Origin of the sequence: Petrotoga sp. HWHPT.55.6.3 (genome assembly GCF_002895495.1) — a bacterium.
GTDB classification, from domain to species: domain Bacteria; phylum Thermotogota; class Thermotogae; order Petrotogales; family Petrotogaceae; genus Petrotoga; species Petrotoga mobilis.
The window spans coordinates 23,496-39,561 of the sequence record NZ_AZRJ01000006.1; the positions used below are offsets into that span (position 1 = coordinate 23,496).

Here is a 16,066-nt window from a genome sequence, read left to right on the forward strand (position 1 = left end):
AACCATGGTTTACGGAATAGCTTTAGGGAGTGGTGGCGCTAGAGGAGCCGCTCACGTTGCCTTAATAGATGAACTGAAAGAAAGAACAGTAAAGATCGAAGTAGTAACAGGATCGAGCGTAGGTGCATTAGTAGGTGCCCTTTTTGCCTTAAATCCTGATGTGGACCTGTTTAAAATATTCAAAGACTTGACACTTAAAAAGAAAAAGACAATTGATTCACAGTTTAGAACTCTAAACAACAGAATTACTAATTTCCCTAAAATGGTTGCAGGTAAAAGTTTTTTAAAAAGTGATTTCGTTTACGATATTTACAAGCAGTTGTATGGACGTAAACGTTTTTCCGATTGTAAGATAAAATTAGGAATCGTTTCATATGATTTAGAAAGCGGTGAAGAAGTGGAGATCACAGAAGGGTACATAATCGATGCTGTTATGGCTTCCTCAAGTGTTCCCGGCGTTTTCCCTCCTTTAAGGTTAGGGGGCATGAGCCTGTTGGATGGAGGCGTTTTAACTCCTGTTCCAGTAAAATTAACTAAAAAACTAGGAGCAGATTATGTAATAGCAAGTAATTTAAATGGTGAGGTTAAGAATGATTTTAAGTTTAACGACGGATTAGATTATATTATTTCCATTGAAGATTTTAAAAATGATCTGATGGTTAACTATGAAATAAATATAGCCGAAGAGGTTTATACATTCCCAATAGAGTATTCTTGGGAAGGATTTTCTTATTTTAACGAAATATACCAAGATGCTAAAAATTTTTTAAAATCCATACAAAATAAAGCGAGGGAAGAACTTTGAACTTAGTAATGGGTGGCTTTTTTGAAGGATTTTATTGGGAATCTGGCGTTTTAGAGTCTATAGCAAAAAAAGAAAACGCCTTAAATCTATATACTTCTAGTCTAGGAAGTTTAAGAGGATTATTTTATGCATTGTACGGAGTAAATTTTTTCGGACGTTTAAAAGATTTCATATACGAAAAAAATAATCCTTTACGCGAAGTAATAACTAATACAGAATTATACAACAGTAGATACGCCCAAACAACAGCATTGATAAGATTGGGAAGAGGGAAAATGTCGCTTTACAACCCTGATAATTTAAAAAAATTTTTGGAAGGTTATTTTGGTAACCAAACACTTTCTTCACTTCGGAAAAACGTAAGTTTCGAAGTCTTCGAGCTAAAAAATAAAGAAGTAATTATACTGAAAAATGAAACAAAAATCGTTGATATGTTAATGATGGAATTAGCGTTCCCGCCTTATTACAGTTATTATGAATATCAAGGTGGATTTTTTATTCCAACCTCATATTTATCGTTTATTCCTCAAAAATTTCCTAAAGATGCAGTTATTATATCATTTGATCCCGCTTTAACTTATCCAGATCCAAAAAATACCGTCGAAATTCTTTTAAAAACCTCCTATTCTAGAACGTTAAAAAATTATCGTTTATTGAGTGAAGGTTTTAATACTATCGAACCGCAAAAACAGTTGAAAGATTATTTTAATATGTCCGCTTTTTTTGATGGTCAAAATCATGCTAATAATTTTTTGGAGGCAAAAGTATGAAACGTTTTACTGCATTTTTTTTAATGCTCATATTATTAAACATAATCATTTATTCTGCACAAATAAATGTAAGAGCAGATGAAGTAAAAGGTGAAGAAAGTAGATACATACTGAAAAATAATGTCCTTATACAGAAAGAAGATCTCTCTATTTCAACGGATTTTGCTACCATTACACTCGTTAACGACGAGTGGCGAGAAGTAAACACCGACAAGGTTTATATAACTGCCGACACGTTTGAAGCCACATCCTCTTCTATGAACTTTGACCTTCAGACTGAAAAAGGAAAACTTTCAGGGAATGTTTTAGCTAAGATTTTTTTGGAAGAATCAGAGATCGAGATAAATTCTGACGAACTTCAGATTGATAACAATAACAAAAGATACGAGGGAAGATCTGAAAATATGGTTTTGATTAAAAAAGGAGATTATATAATAAACGCAAAATCCTTTGTTTTTGTTGAAAAAGAAAACTTGCTCACACTTTCCGAAAATGTACATATAGTCAATTCTGTGGAAAAAATTGATATGAAATCAGCATATGCCACATTCAATACCCAGACCAACGATATAGAAGCCCAGCAGGTTAATTTAATTTTGGAAGTAGCAGATGAGGAGGAATAGTTGTGAAAAAATTTTTTGTTGTTTTTTTCTTAGCTTCTCTATTTATTTCCGTCTTTTCGCAAACATATTATGAGATGGGTTTTTCTTTGCTGAATTATCCCGATGGTTTCAAATTTGCTTTAAGGAGTGGTTTGGAATCTGATTCCTTCAATTTTGATTTTGATCTTAGCCCAACTTTTGAAAACAAAACGTTGTCTCTAACTATGATTAGTGATATTTCTGCTAAAATTTTGGATATAAACCCGAACGCTTTTTTAGATGTTGGTTTATTATGGGTATACGGCGAAGAATTCCCAGGGACATTTGCATACGGAGGCTTTAATTTTAACTTCAATAACATTTTAGGAAAATTGTACGTGGGATACCCATTCAATGCTACTGAGGATCTTTTGAACTATTTTGCAATAAAATTGGGTTATGTAGTTCCAAAACCTGCTGATTTCGTCGATGATTTAAAGTTAGAGTTAAGGGTGGTAAATGGAAGGATTCACTTTTCAATCTTTTTAGTAGAACCTTTGTGAAATGAATAAAAATCAAGGTTTTCTACTTATAGAGAGTGTATTTGAAATTTTTATTGTTTCTTTAACAATGTTGATTGTAATAGGTACTTTTTCCGCTACAATCAACATTTTAAAAAGTTCACTGGAGGAAATGGTTAATATAAATCTTATTTCAAATGCAATTATGGAAGTAATAGTTATCGCAAAAAATGAGATGACTAATGTGACCTCCTACGATTCCGATTCTTCAACCGTCCTAGGAAATTCATCTGATGGTGAAACAGTTGGTTTTTCCTACAATAGATTTGCACAAAAGATCAACCGTTACAAAGACTCTGGGTGGGATAAAGGATCTACATTAATTTCAGAAAATATAACTGCTTTTTCATACGATGGAAAATTTTTAAAGGTAACATGGAATGATGAGTATGAATTAAAACTTTTCATCCCTGGCCGTGTTACAAAGGAGCGCTAAATAAAGATGAGACTTAGGAGGAAAACATTAATCAATGGCAAATGAAATAATCGAAACATATAAAATTTTAGAAGAAAGAATAAAGTCAGAAAACATTCAAATATACTTTGATATGTTGGATTCTCCTTATCCTTCTTTTAAATCCAAGGCTATTCAGGAACTAACAAAGCAAAAAATTGATGCCCCAAGGATTAAAGAATACTTAAAAGATCCCGATAAAAATGTCAGATTTTCTGCATATAGGTACTTAGATAAAATGGGTCTTTTGGATGAGAATAATATAAAAGAAGCTTTGAAAGACATTTCAGCAAACCTCAGAAAAGAAGCAATCATCAGCTACATTCAAATGGGTATAAAACCTATAGAATTTATTTTGGAGTTTACCGAAGATCCAGATCCAATTGTTAGATATCAACTCATATCCACGTTTTTGGAATTCTACCCAGAAGACTCAGAAAAAATTATTAGCAAAATGAAAAATGATCCCTACGTTAAGATAAAACAATTGATTTCAGCTTTGGAAAACATCTCTGAAACCTTAAAATCCGAACAAGTAGATAAAAGCGTTAAGGTTATGGCGCTAAGAAGATTTTATGAAAGAGACGATGCCTATACTTTTTTTAATTCACTAAAAGAAACATACTTTGATTGCAACAATGAAACTAAAGGTATAATAATTAAATTCTTTTCAGGTTTACCATGTGAAGTTATAAATAAATTCATAGAAAAAATCGTGCAAGAAGAAAAGGATATTCACATTCTTCAACTAACTGCAAATACCTCAAAGAAAGTTTGTGGAATTGATTCTGTTCCTACTTGGTTGATCGACAAATTGGTAAACAGTGAAGAGGCAAAAGTCGTAAAGTTTGGATTAAAGTTAGCTACTGAAAAGGAAGATATGGGGTATGTGGAATTTTGTAGGGACTTGTTATCGGCAGTAGATGATGACTTAGTCATTGGAGCGAGTGATTATCTTATTTATTTTCAAGACTATATGCTTAAAGATTACGTTCCGAACTTTCTCAATTCATTATCCTCTAAAAGAATAAGGGAAGGATTAAAAATAATAAGAAAATTAAAATTAGATAATTTTTTGGAAGAGATATCATTAATCGCTCTCAACAAAATGTATCCAATTTCCTTAAGAAAAGCTGCCGTCAATCTACTGAAATTTTTTAAAGCCAAAGATTATTGGGAAATCCCAAATCAAATACTTAAAGACCCTTACGAAAACGGTAATTTAAAACTTGCGGCGTTAAATGCTCTTCTACGTCTTAATGCGGAGATGGTTGTCAATTTTTAAAAAGATAATGACCACAATTTTTGAACCTCGCTGTCTTGTTTGTGAAAAACCTATTGCCTTTGGAGAACTCATTTGCGACAATTGCAAAGAAAATCTTTATTCGCCTTCTCTTTCAGATGGTGCTTTTAAGGTTTATCATTATGGAAAATACGAGTACCCTTTATCTAACTTAATAAAAGAGTTCAAATACCATTCACATCCCAAAATTGCCCAACTCTTAGGGAATATGCTAGCAAAGTTTTTTATAGATTTAAAATTTCCAGAACTAAATTATACTGTGTCATATGTACCTTCAAATTTCTCAAGTGTTCATGAAAAAGGCTTTGTACCTGCTCACTTAATTGCTAAGCATTTTTCAGACATCTTAGGCTTTCCCTTAATAAATCTCTTTTCCTCAAAAACTCTTAAAAGACAAGTTCAATTGGATTATAAAAAGAGAAATGAAAACGTTAAAAACAAGATAAAATTGATTCAGGATCCCCCAAAGAACATTATTATTATAGATGATGTGTACACTACAGGGGCTTCAATGAACGAAGTAGGTAATCTACTCATTAAGAAATGTGATGTTTTAGTTGGCATCACTGTAGCAAAAGCTTATAGGTATTCTTTTAATAAATCTTTATAGTTTTTTATATCACAGATTGCACCAACATATTTTAATTTTTCTGCTGAAAATGCATTCCCTAACTTTGCAGCTTTTATAGCATCCAAACCTATAATCGTTCCTATGTATAAACCTGACCAAAATGCATCCCCTGCTCCGGTTGTGTCTACTACCTCTTTTGCATAAGAATCAAAATGAATAATTTTTTTACCGTCCGAAAATACAAATCCCTTTTCCCCCACTGTAAGAATTATGTTTTTTACTCCCCATTCATGGAAAATATTTATGTATTCTTCTTCATTCTTATTTTCTTTGAAAATATGCATACAATCATCTTGAGAAGGTTTGATAAAATCCACGTAAGGCATAACCAACTTTAGAACATCTTCTATTTCTAGAGATGTTTTCCACAATATCTTTCGATAATTGGGGTCAAATCCTATTAAAGCATTATTCTTTTTGGCAACTTTTAACAATTTGAGTGTATTTTTTAGGTTATTATCAGAAGATAACGACCAAGAAGAAAAATGAAAGATATTTGCTTTTTTAACAATATCAAAATATGAATCAGCAATATCTAAATTTAAAGAGGCTGATCTCAAGGGATAAAATTCTGGAGATGATTTAGACTTTAAAACATAAACAATATCAGTAGAAAATCGTTCATCCTGTAATATACCCTGTACATCAACATTATAATTATTTAATTGTTCAAGAATAAAATCTCCAAAAGGATCCTTACCTATCCTTGAGATTATAGCAGATTTAAAACCCTGTTTAGAGATATTAACAGCTATATTACTTGGGGAGCCTCCTAAAAATTTGTCAAAGGAAGTTGCATTTTTTAATCCTCTTACATAATCTTTAGAGATGAAGTCTATCAATACCTCACCAAACGAGACAAAATTAACCATACACTATCCACCTTCTTTTTTTATCTTAGCTTATCGCTCCACTCTCCACCTTATCTTTGAAAACTTCTTTTATTTCGCATAAGCTATTTTTTATCGTCAGTTTTCAGGTAATGCAAAAGAATAGTATCTTCATTTAATTTTTTAAAATCAGTCAGCTTGAAATTATATTTATCATTCACGTATTTGAAAATCGATAGATCACCTTCAATAATTACTGGTTCGATAGTTAGAAAGATTTCATCAATTAAATTTTTCTCTAAAAACAAGGAGTTTATCGTAGAACCACCTATTAATGCAACTTCAGGGTATCCTTTCTTCTCTAGTTTATCCAACAATATCTCTGGAGGATTATCTGTAAAGTAGAGATATTTGTCATATTTTAACTCAACTTCTTTATATTTTTCAGGATTTCCTGTCAACACAATATTAATTCTATTTTTTAAAGGAGATCCTATCTCTTCAAATGTTTTTCTCCCCATAAGTATTATGCCAATATCTTTGGTTATATTATAGAAATGTTCCTTATCTTCTGCTGAGGACCAACTTCTCTGAGAATCATCTGACATTCGGATTTTTCCATTGATACTTTGAACCATAATTAACTTTACTCTCATAAAATTAATCCTCCCCAAACTTAAATTCTCTTAAAATTAATATTTTTTAGAATTTACAAAACTTCTTAGCCCCCTAAGCAACCTAGATTAGTTCGAAATGTTAAATTATTTTTGTTTTTTCAATAATAGTTATAACAGAATTTATCATTTTCGAGGAAAACTAAGATTTTTGGCTCTAATCGTCTTTAATTGGATTTAATTGGTTCTAATAGCTTCTAATTTCATATAATTACCTTTTGAGATGAAGGTTACATGTGATAAAATAATTAATGATTAATTTGTTTATTTAATTTATTATATCATATCAGGAGGTGGCAGTAGTATGAAAAAAGTAGTTGTTTTATTTGCTATATTGACGATGGTGTTGAGTGCCTTTTCTATTACCATTACAATGACAGCGGGTGCAGTAGGAAGGGAATTAGAAGTTCTCAATGAACAAGTTGAGATGTTTATGAAAGAAAACCCAGACATAACGGTAAATGTTCTTCCAATGCCCAACAGCTCTACGGATAGGCACGATCTTTACGTTACTTACTTAGCTTCAGGTACACCGGATCCAGATGTATTAATGCTTGACGTTATCTGGCCAGCAGAATTTGCTCCATTCTTAGTAGATTTGACTGATGACTATGATTATTTTGGACTTGATGGATTTTTCCCTGGAACCGTTGCTTCAAATACCGTCGATGGCAGTTTGGTTGCAGTTCCTTGGTTTACTGATGCAGGTATTCTTTATTACCGAAAAGATTTGTTGGAAAAGTACGGTTACGATGTTCCAGAAACATGGGATGAACTTTATACAATTGCAAAAGATATATCCCAGAAAGAAGGAATCGAAGGTTTTGTATGGCAAGGAGCCAGGTATGAAGGTTTAACTTGTGACGTTATGGAATTCGTCCATAGTTTTGGTGGAGAAATAATGAAAGATGGAGAAGTTGTCGTTGATGATCCTGAATATTACGATAACAATGTTGCAGCAATAACCTTTATGGATAAATTAATAGAAGATGGCGTAAGTCCAAGGGGAGTAACTACCTACATGGAAGAAGAAGCTAGAAGAATTTTCCAAAATGGCGACGCAGTTTTTATGAGAAACTGGCCATACGCATGGTCCTTAGTTAACGCTCCCGAGTCACCAGTTGCTGGAAAAGTTGGTATAACGGTTCTTCCAAAAGGGCCCGAACCAGATGGAAGAAATTCTGCTACTTTGGGTGGATGGAATCTTGGTATAAACGCAAACTCTTCTGCTGCAGAGGTAGAAGCTTCTAAAAAATTGATCAAATTCTTGCTTAGTAAAGAACAACAAGTTTACAAAGCGGTTTATTCAGGTCAAACACCAACTATGATCGAAGCATACAACGATCCAAGAACTATTGAAGCAAATCCTTTCTATGCTGATCTTCTAGATGTTTTCTTGAATGCTGAACCAAGACCAATTTCTCCAATATATGCTGAAATTTCTTACGAGATACAAGTTGCTGTTCACGAAGTTCTAACGCAACAAGCTGAACCTGAAGATGCTCTAAACAACTTAGCAGAAAATCTCAAATCTATAGTTGAATGAAAAAGAAGAATTTGATATAATTTTCATAGGTGGGCGGTAAACGGAGTTCCTCCGTCTACCGCCTTTCTGTATAATATAGTAGACTATAATTAGGGGGTGCGTTAATGAAAGTAAAAGGTACGTATAAGAGATCCGATATCTGGCTTGCCTTTTGGCTCATTATTCCAACTTTAATTGCTATCGGTATTACCGCCTTCTATCCTCTAGGACAAACTCTTTATGATAGTTTCTTCAAATGGTCTCTCAGACCAGGATTTGAAAGAGAGTTTGTAGGATTTCAAAATTATGTCAATTTGTTTCAAGATCCAAGATTTTTGAGTTCTTTGTGGAATACAATTTATTTCACTTTTTTTTCTGTACTTATAGAATTCCTTTTGGGATTAGGAACAGCTTTAATATTGAATGCGGATTTTAAATTGAGAGGTTTGGTAAGAGCAGCAGTTTTAATACCATGGGCAATACCTACAGCGGTCTCTTCCCAAATGTGGAAATGGATGTATAATGATCAATATGGTGTAATAAGTTTAATGCTATATAATCTAGGAATACTTGAGGAAGGTACCCCCATTCTAGGAACTCCAGGTATGGCTATGGCTGCGATTATAGGCGTTGATGTCTGGAAAACTACTCCATTTGTTGCTCTTTTACTCCTTGCAGGACTTCAAATCATACCTAATGAGTTATACGAAGCAGCTAGAATTGACGGCGCCACTATATGGAAGCAATTCACTTCTATCACTTTACCTGTGTTAAGGCCTACGATTGGTGTAACGTTGATCTTCAGAACTTTGGACGCTTTGAGGGTTTTCGATATTGTTTACATCATGACACAAGGAGCCGTGGGAACGGAAACTCTCGCAGTTTACAATAGGTCACTTTTAATGGATAATATCTTCTCTCCAAGAGGTTTGTTTGGTTATGGCTCTGCATTATCGGTTGTAATATTTTTGATAATTGGTATATTTACAATAATCTATATGCGCTCGTTGAACATTAAATTAGATTGAGGAGGGCAAAAATATGAGATGGGGAATGCGAGCAAAAAGAAATACTCAACGTACAATTTTATATATTCTGGTTATATTGATGGTTATCTTTTACATTTTCCCTTTCTATTGGGCAATTAAAAGTTCTTTTACTGCCGATCAGTACCTTTTTACAAAAAACATTACACTCTGGCCTCAAGGTTTTACCTTTGAAAACTATATAAAGGTTTTCACAGAGAGACCTTTCGGATTAAATATATTAAATTCTATTATAGTTGCTGGAGCTACGACTATTTTCTCAATAATCGTTGGTTCTTTTGCAGCGTACGCAATAGCTCGTTTAAAGATTCCTGGGAAAGGACCTTTGATGTTACTGATACTTGCGGTAAGTATGTTCCCTCAAGTTTCTATATTGGGTGGTCTTTTTCAGTTGCTCAGAAATTTAGGATTGATAAACACTTATGCTGGGTTGATAATCCCATATATTGCATTGAACTTGCCTTTAACAACGTGGATTTTACAAAATTTCTTCAGAGAGCTTCCCAAAGAGATAGAAGAATCTGCTTATATAGACGGATGTTCTAAATTTGAAACTTTGTGGAGAATTGTTTTGCCTCTTTCCGCTCCAGGTTTGGTCACGACTGGTTTGTTAGCTTTTATTCAAGCTTGGAATGAGTTCTTATTTGCTCTAACTTTTATGCAAACTCCTGAAAAATACACAGTTCCTGTGGCAATTGCTATGTTTACAGGTAAAACCTTCTACGAAGTTCCTTGGGGACAACTAATGGCAGCGTCTGTAATAGTTACGATGCCTTTAGTTATTTTAGTTTTAGTGTTCCAAAACAGGATAGTTCAAGGTTTAACGGCCGGTAGCGTAAAAGGATGATGTAGATGAAGTTTTTATTCGGTACAGACGGCATAAGAGAGGTCGTTAATGAAAAGCTGACCATTGACTTGGCGATGAAACTCGGAAACGCACTTGCTAACCTTTTTGGTTCAGAGTATAAAAAATTGTATATTGCAAGAGATACACGAAATTCAGGAAAGGTATTAGAAATGGCTTTAGCTTCTGGAGCATTGGTAGGTGGAATGAATGTAGAGTCATGTGGAGTTCTAACTACACCAGGATTAGCATTTATAACGAAAATAGAAAAATCTATAGGTGTTGTCATTTCTGCATCTCATAATCCTCCAATGTACAACGGATTAAAAGTTTTTTGTGAAGGATTTAAAATTTCAGATGAAACAGAAGAAAAGCTAGAAGAAATAATTTTGAAAGGTCTACTTAAATACAGTGATTATAGAGATATTGGAAGATACATAGAAGACTCTTCAAAAAAAGAATATGTTGATTATGTGGTTTCTCTATATAAAAAGAACTTACAATGTAATGATTTAAAAATTGCTGTTGATGTCGCTAACGGAGCTGCTGGAGCGATAATAAACGATATCTTTGGTGAACTTAACTTGAATTATACGGTATACCAAAATGCCCCTGATGGTTTCAATATCAACGAAAACTGTGGTTCTACATCACATCAAACATTATCTAAAATCGTTAAGGAAGAAAAATATGACTTTGGCATCTTGTTCGACGGAGATGCAGACAGATGCCTTTTTATAGATCGCTTCGGTAATCTCGTAGATGGTGATGTTTTGATGGCTATCAACGCTCTGAAATTAAAGGCTCAAGAAAGACTAAAAAACAAAATTGTTGTTTCAACAATTATGAGTAATTTAGGTTTGGAAGAGTATTTAAAGAAAAATGAAATACATCTTATACGTACAGACGTAGGAGATAAATACGTTTTGGAAAAAATGCTACAAGAAAATGCTACAATCGGTGGTGAGCAATCAGGACACATTATATTTCTTGATAGATCCACTACCGGCGACGGAATAATTACCGCTTTAGAGACTTTGGAAACGCTGAAATATTTTTCTAAGTCTCTTGATAATTTTCTTCAAGAAATTCCTAAATATCCACAACACTTGGAAAACGTTACAGTAAAAGATAAAGTAAAAATCATGAAGGACAGCAGAATTGAAAATTTAATAAGAAAATATCAAAGTATTGAAGGATTCAGAATTGTAGTCAGACCTTCAGGAACTGAACCAAAAATAAGAATCATGACAGAAGGGTCCAATGAAGAAACAATTAAAACATGCATCACAGAATTTAGCCAACTTATACAAAGTATTGATAACGAGTGAAATAGCTTAAAAAAAACGGGGTTAGTGTTAAAAAGCCCCGTTTTTTAATCGATTATTCTGGTTTACCTATAGAAGAATTGAACAACGTACCTCACATTATTTCTATAAACTATCAATGCCACATAACTGTTCTTTTCAACTGAGGAAGCTATTTTTTCCCAGTCAGCTACGTTCTGTATGTCGTAATACACTCCATTAACCGCTATCTCTGTAATAACATCACCTGCTCTTAGCCCAAGCGCGTATGTATCGTCTTGTATTTCTTCAACAATGACTCCTTGAATGCTACTTCTTATACTGTATTTTTGTCGATCTTCTGAAGTTATATCCCTAACTACGATTCCAAAATAGGCTTCTACGACTTCAGGTGTTTGGCTCCCCAAAGTTACATTGAAAGTAATCCTTTCTCCAAACCTATCAACAACAACCTCTACAGTATTCCCTGCTGGATAAGTAGCCAACAATGAAGTTAAATCGTCTGTATTTTCAATTTTTTTACCGTTCACTTCAACTATTACGTCATTCGCTTTTATACCTGCTTTCTCAGCAGCTCCTCCTGGTACCAAATCTTGGACATAGGCTCCTTTGTCTACTTTTAACCCCAAAGATTTTTTCAATTCTTCAGTTATATCGCTGATGTATACACCTAAATAAGCTCTTTGAAAGGTCCCTGTTTCCATTACAGAATCAGCAAATCTTTTCGCTATGTTAATAGGAATGGCGAACCCTATGTTCACGCTTCCTAACTGAGGATCTACTGCGATTGCAGTGTTGATCCCAATGACTTCCCCATGTATATTCAGTAAGGGACCTCCACTATTACCTGGATTAATAGTTGCATCAGTCTGTATTAAATCAACATAATTCCCATTTCCATCGGGTTTTGGAATGCTCCTATTGGTTGCACTTATAACCCCTGCCGTAACAGTATTTTGTAAACCCAGTGGATTGCCTATAGCTATAGCATCCTCTCCAATCCTAATCTTGTCTGAATCACCTAAAGGTAGCGTTGGTAAATCTTCATCAGCACTTATTTTTATTATTGCTAAATCGAGATCTTCATCACCACCTACCAACTCGGCGTCATAGTCCTTTCCATTCGGCAAGGATACAGATATCTTTTCTGCACTATCTATCACATGGTAATTTGTCAATATATAACCTCTTTTATCGAAAATAAAGCCAGACCCCACTCCTTTTGTTTGATACTCTGGCATTTGTTGACCAAAAAATCTTTCAAAAAAATCTTGAATGTATGGGTCCACAGGAACTGGAGCTGAACGAGTGGATTCAATATTTACAACCGCTGGAGCGGCCTCTTCAACCACATTAACTATGGGGCTTTCGTATCCTTCATTCACAATTGAAAACGAAGATATGGAAAGCAAAAATACTGTCAAAATCAAAACGATAGATTTTTTCATACTAGCACCTCCGATTATTCTATTTACTTAAATTATAAACCAACTTCTTAAAAGAAACTTAAAAGCTTGAATTTTCAGTTTTGTTGTTTCTATTGTTTTCTACTACCTGGTTTTACTAATTGTAAACCTTGGATACATAAAGGACAGTTTTCTGAGGAGTAGGTAGCAGCTTGTATCTTAACTAGAGATATGATTTCTCTGTTTTCTAAAACAATTTTATCAGATCTATTGACGATACAGGCGAATGAAGTCACGTATCCTCCGTTACTTTCAACCAATTTTGCAACTTCCAGTGTGGATTTTCCTGTAGTTATTACATCTTCTACTATTAGTATTTTGCTGTTATTATTGATGACCTGATCTCTACGTAAACTCATGTTTCCCATTTCATCTCTCTCTGCGAATAAAAATGGTACTTTTAAAGCTCTCGCCACTTCGTATCCTATGATAATTCCTCCCAATGCGGGGGAAACAACGTAGTCTATTTTTGAGGCTACTTTATCAGCAATTAATTTGCCAAGAAGTTCCGAATACTCTGGATATTTAAGAACTTTTGCACATTGAATATATGTGTCTGAATGTAATCCGGAAGATAATAAAAAGTGCCCCTTTAAAAAGGCCCCGGTGTCTTGCAGTATTTTTAATACTTTAGTTTCATCATTTTTTGTGTTATCTATCATTAAGATTTTTACCTCCTGGTATCTCTATTTTATATACTCTAAAATTATGTTAGCGCCCCTTTGCCCGATCGTTAAGGGGAACCCCCTTAAAAACCCCAAATCAAGGTCAAATCATTTAAAAACATTGTTTGCATACTGCAGCAAACCCCCACCCAATTTTTATTTCTAAAGAATTTATCTCTATTTTAAAAATTCGAAAATCTTATCATAAAATTTATTTTTATTGTAAATGCATTCAAATAACTCATGTTTACCTTTGGAAAAAGAAATTTTGGAAATGTTTGAATTCTTTATCTTCTTATACTCTTCGATGTTGACTATTTTATCTTCCTCTCCAAAAAGCAACAATGTGGGAATATCAACCTTTTCGATTTCATTCAATGCAATATCAGCTTCGTCAAACATTTGTCGAGCAGTTCGAACGGTTATTTTATCGTGTACCAGGGGATCTTTTTCATAAAATTCACAAGCTTTTTCATCCGTCGATAGATCATAAGGATTTATCCGATTTGAAAAAGACAAAGTAGGAAATATTGAGAAAAGGTTTAAAAGCCAACTCAATTGTTTAATATCACCCAAGGCAGGAGAAGAAAGTATTAGTTTTTTCGGTTTTTTCTCTGTTATTTCAACAAATCTTGTGGCGATCAACCCACCAAGAGAGTGTCCGAATAGAATATATTCTTCTTGAACATAATTTTCCAAAAAAGAATAAACTTCGTAAAAATTCTCTATATCACCTTTTTTCCCCGAAGTATAACCGTGCCCGGGAAGATCAAAGGTATACACAGCAATCCCTTTTTCATTTAATTGCTTAATGAAATTCACGTATCTTCCAGAATATTCTCCGAGACCATGAATCAGATATAAAGTTTTATAGTTATAGGTGTTTGGCATGTAGTATCTATGATATATTTTCATAAACAAATTATATCACAGTTCACAAAGCTTTTTGATTTTCTATCGCTTCCATTATTTCATCATTAGTTTTATGCTTTCGTAATAAACTCAAGATGAATTCCAAGGCTTCTTTTGGGGACATATCGTTAATGAACTTTCTTAGAATGATTGTATTTTTCATCTCATCAGGACTATATAACAATTCTTCTTTTCGGGTACCCGATAATTTTAAGTTTATGGCAGGAAATATTCTCTCATTAGACATTTCTCTAGCTAACACCAGTTCCATATTTCCTGTACCTTTAAATTCTTCAAATATCACTTCATCCATTTTCGATCCTGTTTCTATTAATGCAGTGGCTAAAATAGTAAGACTACCGCCTTCTCTAATCTTTCTTGCAGCACCAAAAAATTTCTTTGGGAAAATTACAGCGGCAGGGTCAAGACCTCCACTCAGCAATTTCCCACTGGATGGTACATAAAGGTTGTATTCACGTGCAACTCTCGTCAAACTATCAACAAGGACAACTACATCGTGGCCAAACTCAACCAACCTCTTAAAATGTTCCAAAGCCATTTCTGCGATTCTTATTTGATTTTCTGGGTCCATATCGAACGGTGCTGCTATGACGTTAGCATCTACTGTATCACGGATATCCGTTACCTCTTCAGGTCGTTCGTCTATTAAAAGTATGTACCTTCTAGTATCGGGGTAATTTTCAGCAATGGAGTTAGCAATATCTTTTAACAGCGTGGTTTTACCAGCCTTAGGGGGAGCAACTATTAAACCTCTTTGCCCAAAACCTATAGGAGAGAATAGATCAATAATTCTGGAACTGTATGGTGCGTTTTTATGTTCCAAAACCATTCTGGTTTTGGGATACTCGGGAGTCAAATTTTCGAAAGAGACTCTATCCCGAGCGTTTTCGGGAGGTAAAGAATTTACCGCTTCTACTCTTAATAAGGCAAAAAATCTTTCACCTTCTTTTGGAGGTCTTATTTGACCAGCTATTATGTCTCCCGTGAAAAGGTTGAATTTTCTAATCTGTGATTGAGAAACATATATATCATCGGTTCCAGGCAACAACGAGTTGTCTACGCTTCTCAAGAAACCGTAACCATCCGGCAATACTTCCAAAATTCCTTCATAGAAGAAGTATCCGATTGATTCAGTTTGCTTTCTTAAAATAGCAAACTTTAATTCGCTTTTTGTCATCTTGGAATAATTTGATATTTCGAGTTTACGAGCTAATTCGTATAATTCTTTTCTGGTCATTTCGTTTAATTTAGCCATATTAATTTCAATGGCTTGGATATTATCCCTACTTTGTTTCTTTGATACTAAATTGTTAGTATTTTCATCCATGTGAATCCTCCTTATTACCTTTAGTTTTGGCTGTGCTATTTAACCGTTTTAAAAGTAGATTTTTTCTTTTTTTAGCGCCGATCGTTAAGGGGAACCCCCTTAAAAACCCCAAATCAAGGTCACAATCATTTAAAAACATTTTTTGCACACTGCAGCAAACGCAGCCTACCCTTCTAAGGAAAGTAGTTTTACCCTTTCATTGCGAAGCTCAACCCACAAATTATCCTTTATAAATGTAGGCATTTGACTTCTAGAGTAAGAATATAACATACAGATCATAATATATTAATGAATTTTGTGTGGATACCACAACATAAGAATGAA

General features: G+C 33.9%; 17 protein-coding genes. 11 read left to right on the forward strand and 6 right to left on the reverse strand.

What is annotated here, in order from left to right; genetic code table 11:
- Window positions 1-4 precede the first annotated feature (4 nt).
- From X926_RS01810 to X926_RS01840, 7 genes are read left to right on the forward strand one after another with little or no spacing between them, the layout of a single operon-like run.
- Entirely contained in the window at window positions 5-805 is an 801-nt protein-coding gene (locus X926_RS01810) for a patatin-like phospholipase family protein (protein WP_103064756.1), read from the forward strand.
- Window positions 802-1,575 carry a patatin-like phospholipase family protein gene (locus tag X926_RS01815; protein WP_103064757.1) on the forward strand — a complete coding sequence of 258 codons (774 nt, stop codon included), beginning with the start codon at window positions 802-804 and terminating at the stop codon, window positions 1,573-1,575. The genes X926_RS01810 and X926_RS01815 overlap by 4 nt, the downstream gene beginning before the upstream one ends.
- Window positions 1,572-2,198, forward strand: a complete 627-nt coding sequence (locus tag X926_RS01820; RefSeq protein WP_103064758.1) for an LptA/OstA family protein — start codon at window positions 1,572-1,574, stop codon at window positions 2,196-2,198. The genes X926_RS01815 and X926_RS01820 overlap by 4 nt, the downstream gene beginning before the upstream one ends.
- 2 nt (window positions 2,199-2,200) lie before the next feature.
- Window positions 2,201-2,719: a hypothetical protein gene (locus tag X926_RS01825; RefSeq protein ID WP_103064759.1), complete on the forward strand. Its 519-nt coding sequence runs from the start codon at window positions 2,201-2,203 to the stop codon at window positions 2,717-2,719.
- Between the two features lies 1 nt (window position 2,720).
- Window positions 2,721-3,173, forward strand: a complete 453-nt coding sequence (locus X926_RS01830; protein ID WP_103064760.1) for a type II secretion system protein — start codon at window positions 2,721-2,723, stop codon at window positions 3,171-3,173.
- A gap of 34 nt (window positions 3,174-3,207) precedes the next feature.
- A complete protein-coding gene (locus X926_RS01835; RefSeq protein ID WP_103064761.1) occupies window positions 3,208-4,476 on the forward strand; it encodes a HEAT repeat domain-containing protein in 1,269 nt (422 codons plus the stop codon).
- Entirely contained in the window at window positions 4,463-5,104 is a 642-nt protein-coding gene (locus tag X926_RS01840) for a ComF family protein (RefSeq protein ID WP_103064762.1), read from the forward strand. Before X926_RS01835 ends, X926_RS01840 begins: the two co-directional genes overlap by 14 nt.
- Here X926_RS01840 and X926_RS01845 read toward each other — a convergent pair.
- The gene (locus X926_RS01845; protein WP_103064763.1) at window positions 5,074-5,997 is read right to left on the reverse strand and encodes a carbohydrate kinase family protein; all 924 of its coding nucleotides are present in this window, start codon (window positions 5,995-5,997) and stop codon (window positions 5,074-5,076) included. The two genes, X926_RS01840 and X926_RS01845, sit on opposite strands and share 31 nt — an antisense overlap.
- Before the next feature lie 83 nt (window positions 5,998-6,080).
- Entirely contained in the window at window positions 6,081-6,611 is a 531-nt protein-coding gene (locus tag X926_RS01850; RefSeq protein ID WP_012207882.1) for a dihydrofolate reductase family protein, read from the reverse strand.
- Between the two features lie 322 nt (window positions 6,612-6,933).
- On the opposite strand from X926_RS01850, the gene X926_RS01855 reads away from it, so the two are divergent.
- The 4 genes from X926_RS01855 to glmM all read left to right on the forward strand — a co-directional run bounded on the left by X926_RS01855 (window position 6,934) and on the right by glmM (window position 11,375).
- A complete protein-coding gene (locus X926_RS01855; RefSeq protein ID WP_103064764.1) occupies window positions 6,934-8,175 on the forward strand; it encodes an ABC transporter substrate-binding protein in 1,242 nt (413 codons plus the stop codon).
- Window positions 8,176-8,279: 104 nt separating this feature from the next.
- Window positions 8,280-9,182: a carbohydrate ABC transporter permease gene (locus X926_RS01860; protein ID WP_012207884.1), complete on the forward strand. Its 903-nt coding sequence runs from the start codon at window positions 8,280-8,282 to the stop codon at window positions 9,180-9,182.
- 13 nt (window positions 9,183-9,195) lie between these two features.
- On the forward strand, window positions 9,196-10,047 hold the full coding sequence (locus tag X926_RS01865) for a carbohydrate ABC transporter permease (RefSeq protein ID WP_012207885.1): 852 nt from the start codon (window positions 9,196-9,198) through the stop codon (window positions 10,045-10,047).
- Between the two features lie 5 nt (window positions 10,048-10,052).
- Window positions 10,053-11,375, forward strand: a complete 1,323-nt coding sequence (gene glmM / locus X926_RS01870) for a phosphoglucosamine mutase (protein WP_103064765.1) — start codon at window positions 10,053-10,055, stop codon at window positions 11,373-11,375.
- Between the two features lie 62 nt (window positions 11,376-11,437).
- On the opposite strand, the gene X926_RS01875 is transcribed toward glmM, so the two are convergent.
- From X926_RS01875 to rho, 4 genes are all read right to left on the reverse strand, one after another.
- Window positions 11,438-12,799: a Do family serine endopeptidase gene (locus X926_RS01875; RefSeq protein WP_103064766.1), complete on the reverse strand. Its 1,362-nt coding sequence runs from the start codon at window positions 12,797-12,799 to the stop codon at window positions 11,438-11,440.
- Between the two features lie 89 nt (window positions 12,800-12,888).
- On the reverse strand, window positions 12,889-13,479 hold the full coding sequence (pyrE, locus tag X926_RS01880) for an orotate phosphoribosyltransferase (protein WP_103064767.1): 591 nt from the start codon (window positions 13,477-13,479) through the stop codon (window positions 12,889-12,891).
- A 180-nt stretch (window positions 13,480-13,659) separates the two neighbouring features.
- Entirely contained in the window at window positions 13,660-14,397 is a 738-nt protein-coding gene (locus X926_RS01885; RefSeq protein ID WP_103064768.1) for an alpha/beta hydrolase, read from the reverse strand.
- 19 nt (window positions 14,398-14,416) lie between these two features.
- A complete protein-coding gene (rho, locus tag X926_RS01890; RefSeq protein ID WP_012207890.1) occupies window positions 14,417-15,742 on the reverse strand; it encodes a transcription termination factor Rho in 1,326 nt (441 codons plus the stop codon).
- Window positions 15,743-16,066 lie beyond the last annotated feature (324 nt).